At 71.6% G+C, this 12,698-nt stretch carries 13 protein-coding genes and 1 pseudogene; 7 read left to right on the top strand and 7 right to left on the bottom strand.

The window, feature by feature from the left end; all coding sequences use genetic code 11:
• Window positions 1-127: 127 nt before the first annotated feature.
• Both OG912_RS31355 and OG912_RS31350 read left to right on the top strand, forming a co-directional pair.
• Complete coding sequence (locus OG912_RS31355) at window positions 128-2,509, top strand: pentapeptide repeat-containing protein (protein WP_327712251.1); 2,382 nt, start codon at window positions 128-130, stop codon at window positions 2,507-2,509.
• A 192-nt stretch (window positions 2,510-2,701) separates the two neighbouring features.
• A complete protein-coding gene (locus OG912_RS31350) occupies window positions 2,702-2,926 on the top strand; it encodes a hypothetical protein (RefSeq protein WP_326734886.1) in 225 nt (74 codons plus the stop codon).
• A gap of 123 nt (window positions 2,927-3,049) precedes the next feature.
• On the opposite strand, the gene OG912_RS31345 is transcribed toward OG912_RS31350, so the two are convergent.
• The 3 genes from OG912_RS31345 to OG912_RS31335 all read right to left on the bottom strand — a co-directional run bounded on the left by OG912_RS31345 (window position 3,050) and on the right by OG912_RS31335 (window position 4,460).
• Window positions 3,050-3,208, bottom strand: a complete 159-nt coding sequence (locus OG912_RS31345) for a hypothetical protein (protein WP_326734887.1) — start codon at window positions 3,206-3,208, stop codon at window positions 3,050-3,052.
• A 210-nt stretch (window positions 3,209-3,418) separates the two neighbouring features.
• Window positions 3,419-4,039: a flavin reductase family protein gene (locus OG912_RS31340; protein WP_326734888.1), complete on the bottom strand. Its 621-nt coding sequence runs from the start codon at window positions 4,037-4,039 to the stop codon at window positions 3,419-3,421.
• A gap of 34 nt (window positions 4,040-4,073) precedes the next feature.
• A complete protein-coding gene (locus tag OG912_RS31335) occupies window positions 4,074-4,460 on the bottom strand; it encodes a hypothetical protein (protein WP_327712250.1) in 387 nt (128 codons plus the stop codon).
• 222 nt (window positions 4,461-4,682) lie between these two features.
• On the opposite strand from OG912_RS31335, the gene OG912_RS31330 reads away from it, so the two are divergent.
• The 3 genes from OG912_RS31330 to lnt all read left to right on the top strand — a co-directional run bounded on the left by OG912_RS31330 (window position 4,683) and on the right by lnt (window position 7,909).
• Window positions 4,683-5,549 (top strand): universal stress protein, encoded by an 867-nt coding sequence (locus OG912_RS31330; protein ID WP_327712249.1) that lies wholly within the window; start codon window positions 4,683-4,685, stop codon window positions 5,547-5,549.
• A 114-nt stretch (window positions 5,550-5,663) separates the two neighbouring features.
• Complete coding sequence (locus tag OG912_RS31325) at window positions 5,664-6,161, top strand: nuclear transport factor 2 family protein (RefSeq protein ID WP_327712248.1); 498 nt, start codon at window positions 5,664-5,666, stop codon at window positions 6,159-6,161.
• A 98-nt stretch (window positions 6,162-6,259) separates the two neighbouring features.
• Window positions 6,260-7,909 carry an apolipoprotein N-acyltransferase gene (gene lnt / locus OG912_RS31320; protein WP_327712246.1) on the top strand — a complete coding sequence of 550 codons (1,650 nt, stop codon included), beginning with the start codon at window positions 6,260-6,262 and terminating at the stop codon, window positions 7,907-7,909.
• Between the two features lie 108 nt (window positions 7,910-8,017).
• On the opposite strand, the gene OG912_RS31315 is transcribed toward lnt, so the two are convergent.
• The 3 genes and pseudogenes from OG912_RS31315 to OG912_RS31305 all read right to left on the bottom strand — a co-directional run bounded on the left by OG912_RS31315 (window position 8,018) and on the right by OG912_RS31305 (window position 10,638).
• Window positions 8,018-8,380: a hypothetical protein gene (locus OG912_RS31315; RefSeq protein WP_327712245.1), complete on the bottom strand. Its 363-nt coding sequence runs from the start codon at window positions 8,378-8,380 to the stop codon at window positions 8,018-8,020.
• 95 nt (window positions 8,381-8,475) lie between these two features.
• A complete protein-coding gene (locus tag OG912_RS31310; protein WP_327712244.1) occupies window positions 8,476-9,375 on the bottom strand; it encodes a Gfo/Idh/MocA family protein in 900 nt (299 codons plus the stop codon).
• A gap of 19 nt (window positions 9,376-9,394) precedes the next feature.
• Window positions 9,395-10,638, bottom strand: a pseudogene (locus OG912_RS31305) (FAD-dependent monooxygenase).
• Between the two features lie 83 nt (window positions 10,639-10,721).
• Here OG912_RS31305 and OG912_RS31300 point away from each other — a divergent pair.
• Together OG912_RS31300 and OG912_RS31295 are read left to right on the top strand one after the other, a co-directional pair.
• On the top strand, window positions 10,722-11,414 hold the full coding sequence (locus OG912_RS31300; RefSeq protein ID WP_327712243.1) for a TetR/AcrR family transcriptional regulator: 693 nt from the start codon (window positions 10,722-10,724) through the stop codon (window positions 11,412-11,414).
• A gap of 129 nt (window positions 11,415-11,543) precedes the next feature.
• The gene (locus tag OG912_RS31295) at window positions 11,544-11,987 is read left to right on the top strand and encodes a hypothetical protein (protein WP_327712242.1); all 444 of its coding nucleotides are present in this window, start codon (window positions 11,544-11,546) and stop codon (window positions 11,985-11,987) included.
• A gap of 96 nt (window positions 11,988-12,083) precedes the next feature.
• On the opposite strand, the gene OG912_RS31290 is transcribed toward OG912_RS31295, so the two are convergent.
• The gene (locus tag OG912_RS31290; protein WP_327712241.1) at window positions 12,084-12,569 is read right to left on the bottom strand and encodes a hypothetical protein; all 486 of its coding nucleotides are present in this window, start codon (window positions 12,567-12,569) and stop codon (window positions 12,084-12,086) included.
• Window positions 12,570-12,698: the final 129 nt, after the last annotated feature.

Genomic DNA, 12,698 nt, shown 5'->3' with positions numbered 1-12,698 from the left:
AACAACCCCGCACGCACGCAGGCGGGTTGCCGGTTACCGAGACGCGCTCCTAGGCTGCGCCACTCGGGGGCTCGACGGCCGGACAGTCCCTCCTGTCATGAGTCGATGCGCCTCGGGAGTTGCCGCCATGAGCCCCACGCCAACCCCTGCCCCAGCCCCGTCACCGGGGCAGATCTGCGGCTACGCCGTAAACCTCAACGCCGGATTCGCGGGCTGCTCCGGCACCCTGGTTCCGGGGCAGACCAGATGCCTGGCGCACATCGCCGACGCCGGTCGCGACGCCTACCTCGCGGGGCTGACCCCCGGCGACGACATCGACCACCGGGACACGCCGTTCACCGAATCCCTCCTCGATGCCCTTCGCGAAGCTCTCTACGACCCCGCAGCCGAGAGACCTCGCTTCGGCAACGCGGACTTCCGGGGGGCGCAGTTCGCCGATGTCGCCCGGTTCAACGATGCGCACTTCTCCGCACTTGCCGACTTCGTCGGGGCGAAGTTCCGCAGCGGCGCCATTTTCAGCCAGGCCCAATTCGCCGCAGGAACCGACTTCAACAAAGCACAGATCACCGGCAGCGCAAATTTTGATCGTGCACATATTGCCGAAGGTGCGAATTTCCATCGGGTCCAGGTCTCCGGCGGCATCTCGTTCTACGAGACGCAGCTCTCCGGCAGTATCTGGTTCAGCGACGCCCGGCTAGCCGGCGGCGCCTACTTCACCAGGGCACAGTTCTCCGGTGAAACCCTGTTCGACAGGGCAGAGTTCTCGGGCGATTCCACATTCCACGGAGCAAAATTCCTCACGGCCTCCTCATTCGTTGACGCGCAGTTCTCCGATACAGCCATTCTCGACGAGGTGCGGTTCTCTGGCAAAGCCTCATTCTCCGGGACTCACTTTGCAAGCAACGCCTGGTTCCACGAGACAACATTCCTCAGCGACGGCGATTTCACCAAGGCGCATTTCTCCCACAACTGCAAGTTCGACTCGGTTGAATTCTGCGGCACTGCAGACTTCCAAAAGGTGATCACATCCGGGGAGGTCAGCTTCATCAGTGCACAGTTCTCCGGTGCCGCCAGGTTCGACGCAGCACAGTTTTCCGGCGCCACCTCGTTCGACTACGCACATTTCACTGGAACTTCGCATTTCAGTGCCTCGCAATTCTCCGGCGTCGCTCGTTTCAATGGGACGCGATTCTCCGGAGACTCCCACTTCCACGAAGCACAGTTCACCGGTTACACCTGGTTCGACGACGCGCAGTTCACCGGCGACGCCCACTTCGACGCGGCACAGTTCTCCAGCAGTACCTCCTTCATGAACAACCAGTTCTCCGGCAACGCGCTCTTCCCGGCTGCCCGGTTCTCCGAACTGCCTCGCTTCGGACCGGTGGTGTGCGCGGGGACGCTCGACCTGTCGGGGGCGGTCTTCGAGGTTCCCGTGACGCTGGAGCTCGCTGCACGGAAGCTGGACTGCGAGCGGACGCGCTGGGAGTCCACAGCGACCTTGCGCCTGCGGTACGCGAGCGTGGACCTCAGTCATGCGGTGCCGCATTTCCCCGTCTCGGTCACCGCCCATCCAGCCCCGTTCGTCACCGAATCCGGTACGGCGGTGGTGGAACACCTCCTGGCAGGCCCGCCGGGAGTGCGGGTGACTTCGGTGCGCGGGGTGGATGCCGCGCACCTGGTTCTCAGCGACATCGACCTGGTCGGTTGCCTGTTCGCCGGGGCGTTCCATCTGGACCAGCTGCGGCTGGAAGGCCGCTGCACCTTCGCTTCCACCCCCACCGGCCTGCACCGCCGCCACCTCATATGGCCACACCGGTGGAGCAGCCGGCGCACCCTGGCCGAGGAGCACCACTGGCGCGCGCAGACGGCCGGCCAACCCGCCCTTCCGGCGCAGCAGCAGCCCTCTCCTCGGGTCTGGCGCCCCGGTCCGCACCACCCCGACCCGGCCCTCACCCCCGACCCGGAGGACGTGGCCGCTCTCTACCGGCAGCTGCGCAAGGCGTTCGAGGACGGCAAGAACGAACCGGGCGCTGCCGACTTCTACTACGGCGAGATGGAGATGCGCCGACACGACCACGTCGACACCCCCGCCGGCGAACGGTTCCTGCTGTGGGGGTACTGGCTGCTCTCCGGATACGGCTTGCGTGCCTCGCGAGCGCTCGGCTGGCTGCTCGCCGCTGTGGCGGCCACCATCGTGCTCATGATGGGTCTCGGTCTGCCTGACTCCTCACCCCAGCAGGTCGCCACGGGTGCTGTCCCCGCCGGTGGCGGGCAGGTGACGTTGACAGTGGACAAGGAAGACCCCCGGCTGACGTTGCCTGCCGGTGAGCGGTTCACCGGGGAACGCGCCGACAAGGCCGTGCAGGTGGTGCTGAACTCCGTTGTGTTCCGTGCCAGCGGCCAGGACCTCACCACCTGGGGCACGTACACGGAGATGGTCAGCCGCTTCACCGAGCCCGTGCTGCTCGCCCTTGCCGTCCTCGCCATGCGTAGCCGCATCAAACGCTGACTCACTGCACGCCGGAGTCTCCGCAGCATCTCGGACCGGCGGATGACGGCCGATGGTCCCGAGCCGTAGGCACGCGAGTCCGCCGGCTGACGAGTTCGTTCCCCGGGTCCGGGGCCCCCGTTTCCCCGCCCGCGCGCCCCTGCCACAGCCGAACCGGATGCGGGCACGTGCGCATGGGGCCAGGCTGGACATATGGCTACTCCCCCGATTGTGATCCACCGACCCACACCGTCCGGCGCGCGGCTCGTCACCGTGCACCTGGCCGGCCGCGAAGAGAGGCTCGGGCTCGCCCACAGCGATCACGATGTCATCGTGTTCCTCGCCGACGCAGGCATGGCGGACCCGGCACGTGCCCTCGACACCCCGTCCCTCGTCGAGTGGCAGGGCGCTGCCGCCCACGACTTCGCAGCAGCCTGAGCGGCGACCGCCCCGGCAGACGGTCCGTCCGCGCCTTCAACGCTGTCCGGCCCCGGACGCCGCGCTGCCCCCGTCTCCGCAAAAGCGGGTACGGGGGCAGCGCGGGCCTCGGCGCGGGTGGTGTCACTCGGTCTCGACGAAGGGCGGAAGATCGGGTTCGACGAACAGCCCCTGGTAGCGCGGTGTCGGCACGGCCTCGACACGGCCCGGGGCCTCGGACGCCGAGCCCGCCGCGCTCTCGTCCGAGCGCCGCTGAACCTGGCGGGGCGGGGTATCAGCCATCGGGTCTCCTGTTATTTCGCAGTTGCTTCTGGGGGCCCCGGGGCGCCGTCCGGTCCTCGGACCGCGGCGGCGACGGGGTAAGGCACCGTCCCGGTCCCACACCCACCAGGGCACCGGTATCCGACGAGGCATGCTGAGAGTATCCGTTGTCCCAGCTCCGGCGGTCGGCACCGTCGCCCGGTCCGCTCGTCATTCGCCTGCACAGCCGCGTCAGCGTGCCTCGCGGTCCTCCTGCCAGCGGGTGTACGGGACGCGGGAGATCTCCCGTACGCCTCCGAACGTTCCCCATTCGTCCTTGCCGAGCCGGGTCAGCGGGCGCAGCGCGGTGACCTCCGGGTGGCCGTCCGTCATGACGTCCTCGTCGACCGCGGCATGCACCACACGGCCGAACACGACGGTGGAGTCGCCGAGCAGGACCGTGCTGTGCAGTTCGCATTCCAGCGCGACCGGCGAGCCCGCCACGCGCGGCGGCTTCACCCGCAGGCTGGGTTCCTGCTCGACGCCCACGGCCTCGAACTCGCTGATGCCGCGCGGGAAGTCGGTCGCTGTGGCGTTGATCTGCTCGAAGAGGTGCTCCGGGGCGAAGTTCACCACGAAGGAGCCCGTCGCCTCGATGTTGAGCAGCGTGTCCTTGCGCCCCACCGAGGTGAACTGCACGACGGGCGGGCTGACGCAGGCAATCGTGAAGAAGGAGTGGGGGGCCAGATTGGCCGTCTCGCCGTCGGGGGTGACGGTGGAGATCCACGCGATGGGCCGGGGCACGACCACGGCGGTGAGCAGTCGGTAGAACGTGCCGGTGTCGGTGGCCCCGGGGTCGAAGTCGATGCGCATGACGCCGAGTATGGCGTCCGGCCCTCCCGCCTTCCTACGCCTCCGTCTCCCCCGGGCCTCCCGGCCCCTCGGAACCGAACTGCTCGGCCCGCAGGGCGAGGTCCTGGAGGACGTCGGCGGACGACACATCCGTCTGCCCGGAGTCGTGGACCTGCGCCAGCATCGCGAACGCCAGGGTGAACGCACCGACGAGTTGCTCCACCGCGCCGCCGACCTCCCGTCCGACCAGGGCCACCACGTCCTCGATCGTGGCGTCCTCGGGAATCGCGATCCGTGGCATCGTCTCGTTGAGAAGCGCGGTCACCACGGTCGAATCGGTGCTGGGGTCGTCACGGTCCGGGTTCTCCTCCAAGAGGCGGCGCATCTCGCCCGCTTCGGTGAGGATGCCGATCACACGTTTCACGACTTCGCTCTGCTCCATCCCGCGAGCATAGGTGCAGGCGCACCGGCCGACGAGGACAACGGTCCTGGCCGGTCCGCCGTGCCGGTCCCCAGGCGACGCCTCCCGCCGGGCGACCCGGCCGGGCAGCGGCAGCCGACCGGCCGTAGCGTACGGGGCAGGGCCCGGCAGGCCGGGGCGCTGCCGCGCGCCACGCGGACGTACCGGCCCGAAGGACGCACCACCTCACTTCAGGAGGTACGCATGACCAGTACAGAGCTTCCCGTGATCGCCGCAGTCGACGGGTCCACGCACAGCCGCGACGCGCTGGACTGGGCGGCCCGTGAGGCGGCCGGGCGGGGGCTTCCCCTGGTGGTCGTGCACGTCCGGCTGCTGACCAGGCGTACCGGCCAGGAGGCCCAGGAGCGCGAGGCGCAGGAGCTGCTTGCCCAGTCCGTGCGTCGCGTGAACCGGATCGCGCCCGGGCTGCGGGCCACGACGCTCGCACCGCTCGACTTCCCTTCGGCAGCGCTCGTCTCGCTCAGTCGTGATGCGTCGCTGGTGGTGGTCGGCTCACGCGGACTGGGCGGGTTCCGCTCCCTGATGCTGGGCTCCAACAGCCTGGCGACCGCCTCGATGGCCAAGTGTCCCGTGGTTGTCATCAACGGCGGGCGGGCGGACGAGGAGCCGGACGAGAGCCTCCAGGATTCCTTCCGGGACGTCGTCGCGGGGGTGGCCGCGGACGAGAGCAGTGAGGCGGTGCTGGAGTTCGCCTTCGAGACGGCGGCGGCCCGTCCCGGTGCGCGGCTGCGGATCGTGCACGGCTGGACGATGTTCTCGTCGATGCTCTCCGGCGGCCCCGTCTTCGACCGGGATGCGGCGGCCGACGCGGCCGAGCGGTCCCTCGCCGAGCTGACAGCGGGCCGGCGCGAGAAGTATCCGCAGGTGGAGGTCGTGAAGGAGCCCGTCAACGGCTCCGCGTCGCGCACCTTGGTGACCGCGTCCGCGACCGCGGCCCTGACGGTCATCGGCCGGCGCAAGGGCGGCGAATCCCTCGGGCTCGGTCTCTCCCCGGTGGCGCAGACGACGCTCACGCACGCGCTCGGTCCGGTGGCCGTGGTGCCCTGCTGAACTGCCTCGTGGTCCCCGGCCGCCGGGCCCTTCGGCGGCCGGTTCCCGCCTTTCCCGGCCCGCCGCGGGTGCACGGCACTTGGCCCCTGACGTCCGTGGGCCCACACTGACCCGATGACGCAGCGCGTGGATCTCTCGACCGTGATGGACCGGCTCTCCATCGATGCAGTGATCACCGGCTACGCGGTGGCGGTGGACGACGGCGCGTGGCCGGACTACCGGGCCCTGTTCACCACGGAGGGGCGCGCCGACTACCGCACCGCCGGCGGCATCGAGGGTCCCGCCGCCGAGGTGGCGCAGTGGCTCTCCGAAACCATGCTGCTCTTCCCCGTACGGCAGCACCTGATCGTCAACCGCCGCCTGGACCTTCAGGACCTCGGCGGCTATCCGGGCGACCGGGCCCGGGTGCAGGCCGACTACATGAACCCGATGCGGCTCGTGAGCGGACCGGACGGGGACCCGGGCTCGGCGGACCGTCCGACCGCACCCAACTTCGTCTCCGGCGGGCGGTACGCCTTCGAGCTGCTCCGTACCGACGACGGCTGGCGGATCCAGGGCGTGACGGTCCACGAGAAGTGGCGGAGCCTGTCGGACGTCCTCACCGCCAGGTGATCCGCCCCGGCTCGCTTCGGCTGCCCCACACTGGGGGACAACAGGGCGAACGGATTCAAGGATGATGCCTGCCACCTGGCAGGACGAGGAGGCGCGGCATGCCGAGCGGGGCCGTGGGGCGCGAGCGGGGCGAACGGATACTCGGCTCGGCCCTGGGACGCGGATGCGCCGCGCTCCTGGCCGGCGCGCTGCCCGCGCTCGCGTTCCCCGCGCCGGGGCTGTGGTGGTTCGCGTACGTCGCCCTGGTCCCGTTGCTGCTGCTGATCCGGTCCGCCGGTACGGGGCGCAGGGCGGCGCTCGACGGCTGGCTCGGCGGAACGGGCTACATGCTGGCGGTGCACCACTGGCTGATGCCGAGCCTGCATGTGTTCATCGTGGTGCTGGCGGCCCTGCTCGGTCTGCTGTGGGCCCCCTGGGGGCTGCTGGTCAGCCGGCTTCTGCGCGGACCGGTCTCCGGCGGCAAGGTCGTGGTGGCTGTGGTCGTGGTTCCGTGCGGCTGGCTGATGATCGAGACGGTCCGCTCCTGGGAGGGTCTCGGCGGCCCCTGGGGGCTCCTCGGCGCGAGCCAGTGGCAGGTGCCGCCGGCGCTCCGGCTGGCGTCGGTGGGCGGGGTCTGGCTGGTGAGCCTGCTCGTGGTCGCGGTGAACACGGCCCTCGTCCTGCTGCTCACGCGCCCTGCCGCCCGCGCGATGGCTGTCGTGACACTCGTGGTGGCCGCCGTGGCCGTGGGATCGGTGTGGGTGTGGGCGCCGCAGCCCGAGCGGACCGGGACGGCGCGGATCGCCGTCGTGCAGCCCGGCGTCGTCGAGGGGCCCGGCAGCGTGCAGCGCCGGTTGGCGCGCAGTGAGGAGCTGACGCGCTCACTGGCGGGCCGGGACCTCGACCTGGTCGTGTGGGGTGAGAGCAGCGTCGGCGTCGATCCGGCGAGGCGGCCCGATGTCACCGCCCGGATCGCCGCGCTGTCGCGCCTGGTGGGTGCGGACGTGCTGGTGAACGTGGATGCCCGACAGACCGATGCGTCGGGCCGGACCGGGATCTTCAAGAGCGCTGTGCTGGTGGGTCCGCAGGGGCTGACCGGGGACCGCTACGACAAGATGCGTCTGGTTCCCTTCGGCGAGTACGTCCCGGCCCGCTCGGCGCTCGGGTGGGCCACCTCGATGGGCAAGGCGGCGGGCGAGGACCGCCTGCGCGGCACGGGTCCGGTGACGATGACGCTGCCCGGCGCGCACGGCCTGCGTATCGGTCCGCTCGTCTGCTTCGAGTCCGCGTTCCCCGACATGAGCCGGCGGCTGACCCGTGACGGCGCCCGGCTGCTGGTCGCCCAGTCGTCCACGTCGTCCTTCCAGCACGGCTGGGCACCCGGCCAGCACGCCTCGCTGGGTGCGCTGCGGGCCGCCGAGAACGGCCGCCCGATGGTGCACGCCACGCTCACGGGCGTCAGTGCGGTGTACGGCCCGCAGGGGCAGCGCGTCGGGGCTCCGCTCGGTACGGACACGAGCGGGGCGGCGGTGTACGGCGTGCCGCTGGCCCGGGGCACGACGCTGTATGTGCGGCTGGGCGACTGGCCGCTGTACGGCGCGCTGGGTGTGCTGGCCGCCTTCGGCGCCTTCGAAGGCGTACGTTCCGTGCGCAGGCGCGACCGGGCGGAGCCGGCGGGTGCGGCCGCAGCGGTTGCGGCATGTGGTGCGGGGTCGGTGGGCTCCGCCCGTACGACCGGGGAATCCCCGGCAGAGTCCGCGCCGGAGTGAGTCACGGTGGCCGGGCCGTGGGACCGCGGTGAGCCACCGTGGCCGGGCCGTGGGACCGCGATGCGTCCGGGTGACCGGGCTGCCATGGGACCGCGGTGAGTCCGGGTCTCAGGCGGCGGCGGTGCGGCCCGGTCCGTGCACCGTGACGATGTCTCCCATGGCGTCGACGGTGAGCGCGACCCGTTCGACCTTGTTGGTCACGCCGAGAACCAGCCACACCGCGCCCCAGAGGAAGCAGGTGAGGGCCGTCAGGACGGCGTGCAGCACATGGTTCAGCGGCCGGCCCCTGACCATGACGACCTGGGTCTCGGAGCGGGATTCCACGCGCCAGCCGCTCGCGATCCGCTGATTGACCGCCCAGTCCAGGATCAGGGCACGCTGCATGGTGTCGGGCGGGCGCCCGTCGGCCGAGTAGTAGCCGGGAGGGGGCTGGAGCGCACCCCAGCCCGGTGGCTCGCGGTGGGGCTTCACCAGGTCACCTCCACGGGCCGGCGGTCCATCCAGCCTGCATCGGCGCCGGTCCGCACGCATCCGGAGCCGTCAACGGCACCGGCGGCGGGTGCTGGCTAGGCGCAGTCGAGGTCCCGCAGGACGCGCTCGCACAGTTCATGTGTCTGGAGGGCGTCCCGGGCGCTCAGCGTCTTTCCGGCCCGGACGGCGTCCAGAAACGACAGGACGCTCTGCTCGATGCCGCGCTGCCGGGCCACCGGCACCCAGTCGCCGCGCCGTCGCACGCTCGGCTGGCCCTTGTGGTCGATCACCTCGGCGAGGTTGAGCACTTCGCGCTTGGAGTCCTGGCCCGAGATCTCCAGCCGTTCCTCGGTCGAGCCGCTGAGCCGGTTCATCGCCCCGATGGCGGTGAAGCCGTCCCCGGACAACTGGAGCACGACGTGGTGCATCAGGCCGTCGCGGATCCTGGCCCGGACGAGGGTGTGCTCGACGGGTCCGGGCGCCAGGAAGCGCAGCGTGTCGACCACGTGGATGAAGTCGTCGAGGACCATGGTCCTCGGCTCCTCGGGCAGCCCGACCCGGTTCTTCTGCATGAGGATCAGCTCGCGCGGGTGCTCGAGGCACTGCGCGTAGCCGGGCGCCGTCCGTCGGTTGAAGCCGACGGCCAGCGTGACACCGCGTGCCTCGGCGAGCTCCACCAGCCGTTCCGACTCGGCGAGTTCGTAGGCCAGCGGCTTGTCGACGTAGGTGGGGACGCCCGCTTCGAGCAGCCGGCCGGTGATCTCCGGGTGCACGGCGGTCGGGGCGTGCACGAACGCCGCGTCCAGGCCCTGGGCGAGCAGCGAGTCGAGGTCGGTGTGGCACTGCCCGGCCGGGATGCGGTGGGCGGCGGCGACCGAGGCCAGGGTGGCGGGGGTGCGGGTCTGCAGATGCAGTTCGACTCCCGGCAGGGTGGTGAGTACCGGCAGGTACGCCTTCTGCGCGATGTCGCCGAGCCCGATGCAGCCGACCTTCACAGGGTCTCCTTCTCGCTGTTCAGCGTCGCACGTCGCGGTCCTCCTCCGTGGAGGCCGACCGCGGCCGGGCAGGCGCGTCCTTCGTCCCGGCAGCATACGTGTGCTGCGGTGGCCGCCAGTCGGCGATGCCGTCGAAGGTGCGCAGGACGAGCCCCGGCCCGAGCCGGGAGACCGTGGACATCATGAAGTCCCGTACGGCGACGGCCGGGGCGGAGCTCAGCCGCACCAGCCGGGTGATCTGTGCGGCCTTGCGGACGACGGCGGTGGTCCGCGGCAGCCGGTCGGCGGTGTACCCGGCCAGACCCGCGCCGAGGTCCCCGCCCGGCGCCACGTGGTGGGCGAGCACGATCCCGTCCTCGATCGCCTGGTTTCCGCCCTGGCCCAGGGTGGGCGCCATCGCGTGGGCGGAGTCCCCCACAAGGACCGTGCGCCCCCGGTGGAAGGCGGGCAGCGGTCGGGTCATCTGGTACACGTCGTTGCGCAGGACGCCGTCGGGCCGGGTGGCGGCGATGATCTCCGGGACCGGGGTGTGCCAGTCGCCGAAGCGGCGCAGCAGTTCCGCCCGTTCGTCGTCGGCGCGCTCCCCGGCCGGCGCGGCGGCCGCGGCGTACGCGTAGATGCGGCCGTCCTTGAGCGGCTGGGTGCCCCAGAGGGCGCCGCGGCCCCAGGTTCGTGCGGGGCGAAGGGTTCGGGGGATGCGGGGACGACGACGCGCCAGGTGGTGAGTCCGGCGTAGGAGGGTCCGGGGTGGTCGGGGAAGAGGGCTCCGCGTACCGCGGAGTGGATGCCGTCGGCGCCGACGACGAGATCCGCCTCGATCGTCCCGTCCGACGTCCGGACCATGGCGCGCCTGCCCCCTGCGACGCCCGGGTCCACGAGGTACGCGGGGCAGTTGGCGCGGATGGCGGATTCGGGCAGCCCGGCGGCGATGCGGTCGATCAGGGTGGCGCGGTGGACCAGGACGAGCGGGCCGCCGAACCGTTCGGCCGCGGCGGCGTTGTCCGTCCGGGAGAGCCAGCGGCCGTCCGGGCTGCGCAGGCCTCCCTCACCCTGCCAGGCGGCCAGGGACCTGATCTCGTCGCCGAGCCCGATGACGTCGACCGCGCGCTGGGCGTTGGGAGCGAGGCCGATGCCGGCGCCGACGGGCTCCAGGGAACCGGCCCGTTCCAGGACCGTGACCTGCCAGCCGGAACGGTGCAGCGCCACCGCTGCGGTGAGACCACCGATTCCGCTGCCGATGACAACCGCGCGCGGAGCGTCCATGGCTCCTCCCAATCTCTCAGGACTACACCTGTAGTGACACGACCAAGCTACTACAGGTGTAGTGAAAGCGGTAGGTTGATCCCATGGCCACACGCACCGCCGCCGGTTCCTCCCGGACCGCGCTCATCACCGACGCCGCACTCGCGCTCCTCGCCGAGCGCGGCATGCGGGGACTGACCCACCGCGCGGTGGACGAGCGCGCGGGCCTCCCCCAGGGGTCGACATCCAATTACGCCCGCACCCGGCAGTCCCTGCTGGAGGCGACGGTGCGACGGCTGGCCGAACGCGAGGCACGGGTCCTCGCCCCGGGAGACCTTCCGGCACCGGGCGCGACAACGGACCGGTCCCCGGGAGCCGCCGGAGCGGCAGCTGAGCCCGCCACCGGAGCGGCCGCGCCGGGCGATTCGTCCGGTGCGGCCGCACCCCCCGGACCCGACGCCCTGATCGCAGGTCTCGCGCTGGCCCTCCACCGCTATCTGACCCGCCACCCCGACCTGCTCATCTGCCGGTACGAACTCGCCCTGGAGGCCACCCGCAGACCCGAACTGCGTGCGTTCTACGACGCGACGGGACGACAGTTCCGCGAACCGCTGGAAGCACTGATGACGGCGGCCGGATCGCCGGAGCCGGAACGGCACGCCTTGTCCCTGGTGGCCTGGTGCGAGGGGCTGATGTTCTCCTGCGCGGCGGGCTCCTACCACCGCTCCGTCCCGACCGAGGCGGAGCTGCGCACCGGCTTCGGCGAACTGCTCCGCGGGATGCTGGGCGACGGTTGACGAGCACGGCCGGGCGGGGTGGCGGAGACCGGCGACACGCGGGGCGTCATACTGACCGGGTCACTCGTGCGAGCCAATCCGGGCTTCCCTGCTCGCCCGACGGCCGGTCCGCACCCCAGAGTTGATCAGGTGCATCGAACCAGAACCACCGTGAGTCTCCTGGTCGGCGTGGCTGTCACGGCCCTGTCCGGGTGTGTGTCCGTACAACCGCAGCCGAGCGCGCCGACACGCCCGGAGAGCAGCCGGCCCGCCCAGGAGCTGGACCCGCAGATCGGCCGGCCTCCGGTACGCGACACGCTGGAGGCGCTGCCGGACCCGAAGCCCTCGGCCTCGGCCTCCCGCCGGGAAGCCCCGGCGCCCCCGGCAGCCCGGCGCGACGGGCCACGGCCCCCGCAGCAGCAGCGCCCCGGCCACGCCCGCCCGCAGCCACGCCCGGCCGCTCCGCCCGTCCCCGCCCCGGCTCTGCCGGAGCCGGTGACCGGGGCAGACGTGTGTGCGCTCGGACGGGGGTACGGGCACTGGCCCGCGGGCAGCCCGCAGTCGCGAATCTGCGACGACACCTACGGCCGCTGACGCGGCCGGACAGCCGGCGCAGGGAAGCCGGTGGCCCACCCGGGCGGCCACCGGCTTCCGCGCTCCCCCGCACCGGCGCAAACCGCCGGCCGGTGGTCAGAGCTCCCGCAACCGCCGCTCCAGCCGGCCGATGGCGGCCCGGACGCCTCCTCCGTACCCGTCATCCGCACCGTCCTCCGCGAGGACGCCCGAGGCTTCCCGGGCCCGGTCCAGATGGATCCGGGCGGCGGCCGGACGCCGGAGCTTCACATAGTCCGCCGCGAGGTTGAGGTGCAGCGAGGGATAGAAGGCGCGCACCGCGAGCGCGTCCCGGTGCTGCGCCGCACGCCCTGCCGTCAGCGCCTCCGCGGCGGTGAGCGCCCGCAGATCCCACGCCAGTTCGTCGCCGGGGTCGTCCTGGGTGTCGGCCATGTAATGCGCGAGGGTGACCCGGTGCAACGCGTCACCGCTCTCGGCGGTCTCCGTCCAGAGCGCGCCGAAGCGGTTGCGGGCCTCCTCCCGGTCACCGCCGTGGAGCAACATGATCGCCTGGCCGATTCTGGTCATGACGACGTCCGGCGACGCCTCCTGCTGCTCCGTCACTGCGGTCTCCCTCGCACCTGTCCGCCCACGCCCGGCCGATCGCTTTTCGGCTGCTCCGGTTGAATCCCGACGGAACCTGACAGTTCCTGCTGGTTCCCTCCGGTTACAGCCGGTTCGACGCTAGCCGCC

It is taken from the genome of Streptomyces sp. NBC_00464 (assembly GCF_036013915.1).
Taxonomy (GTDB): Bacteria; Actinomycetota; Actinomycetes; order Streptomycetales; family Streptomycetaceae; genus Streptomyces.
The sequence above is the reverse complement of the archived record's forward strand: the minus strand, read 5'-3'. Positions and strand labels throughout refer to the sequence as shown.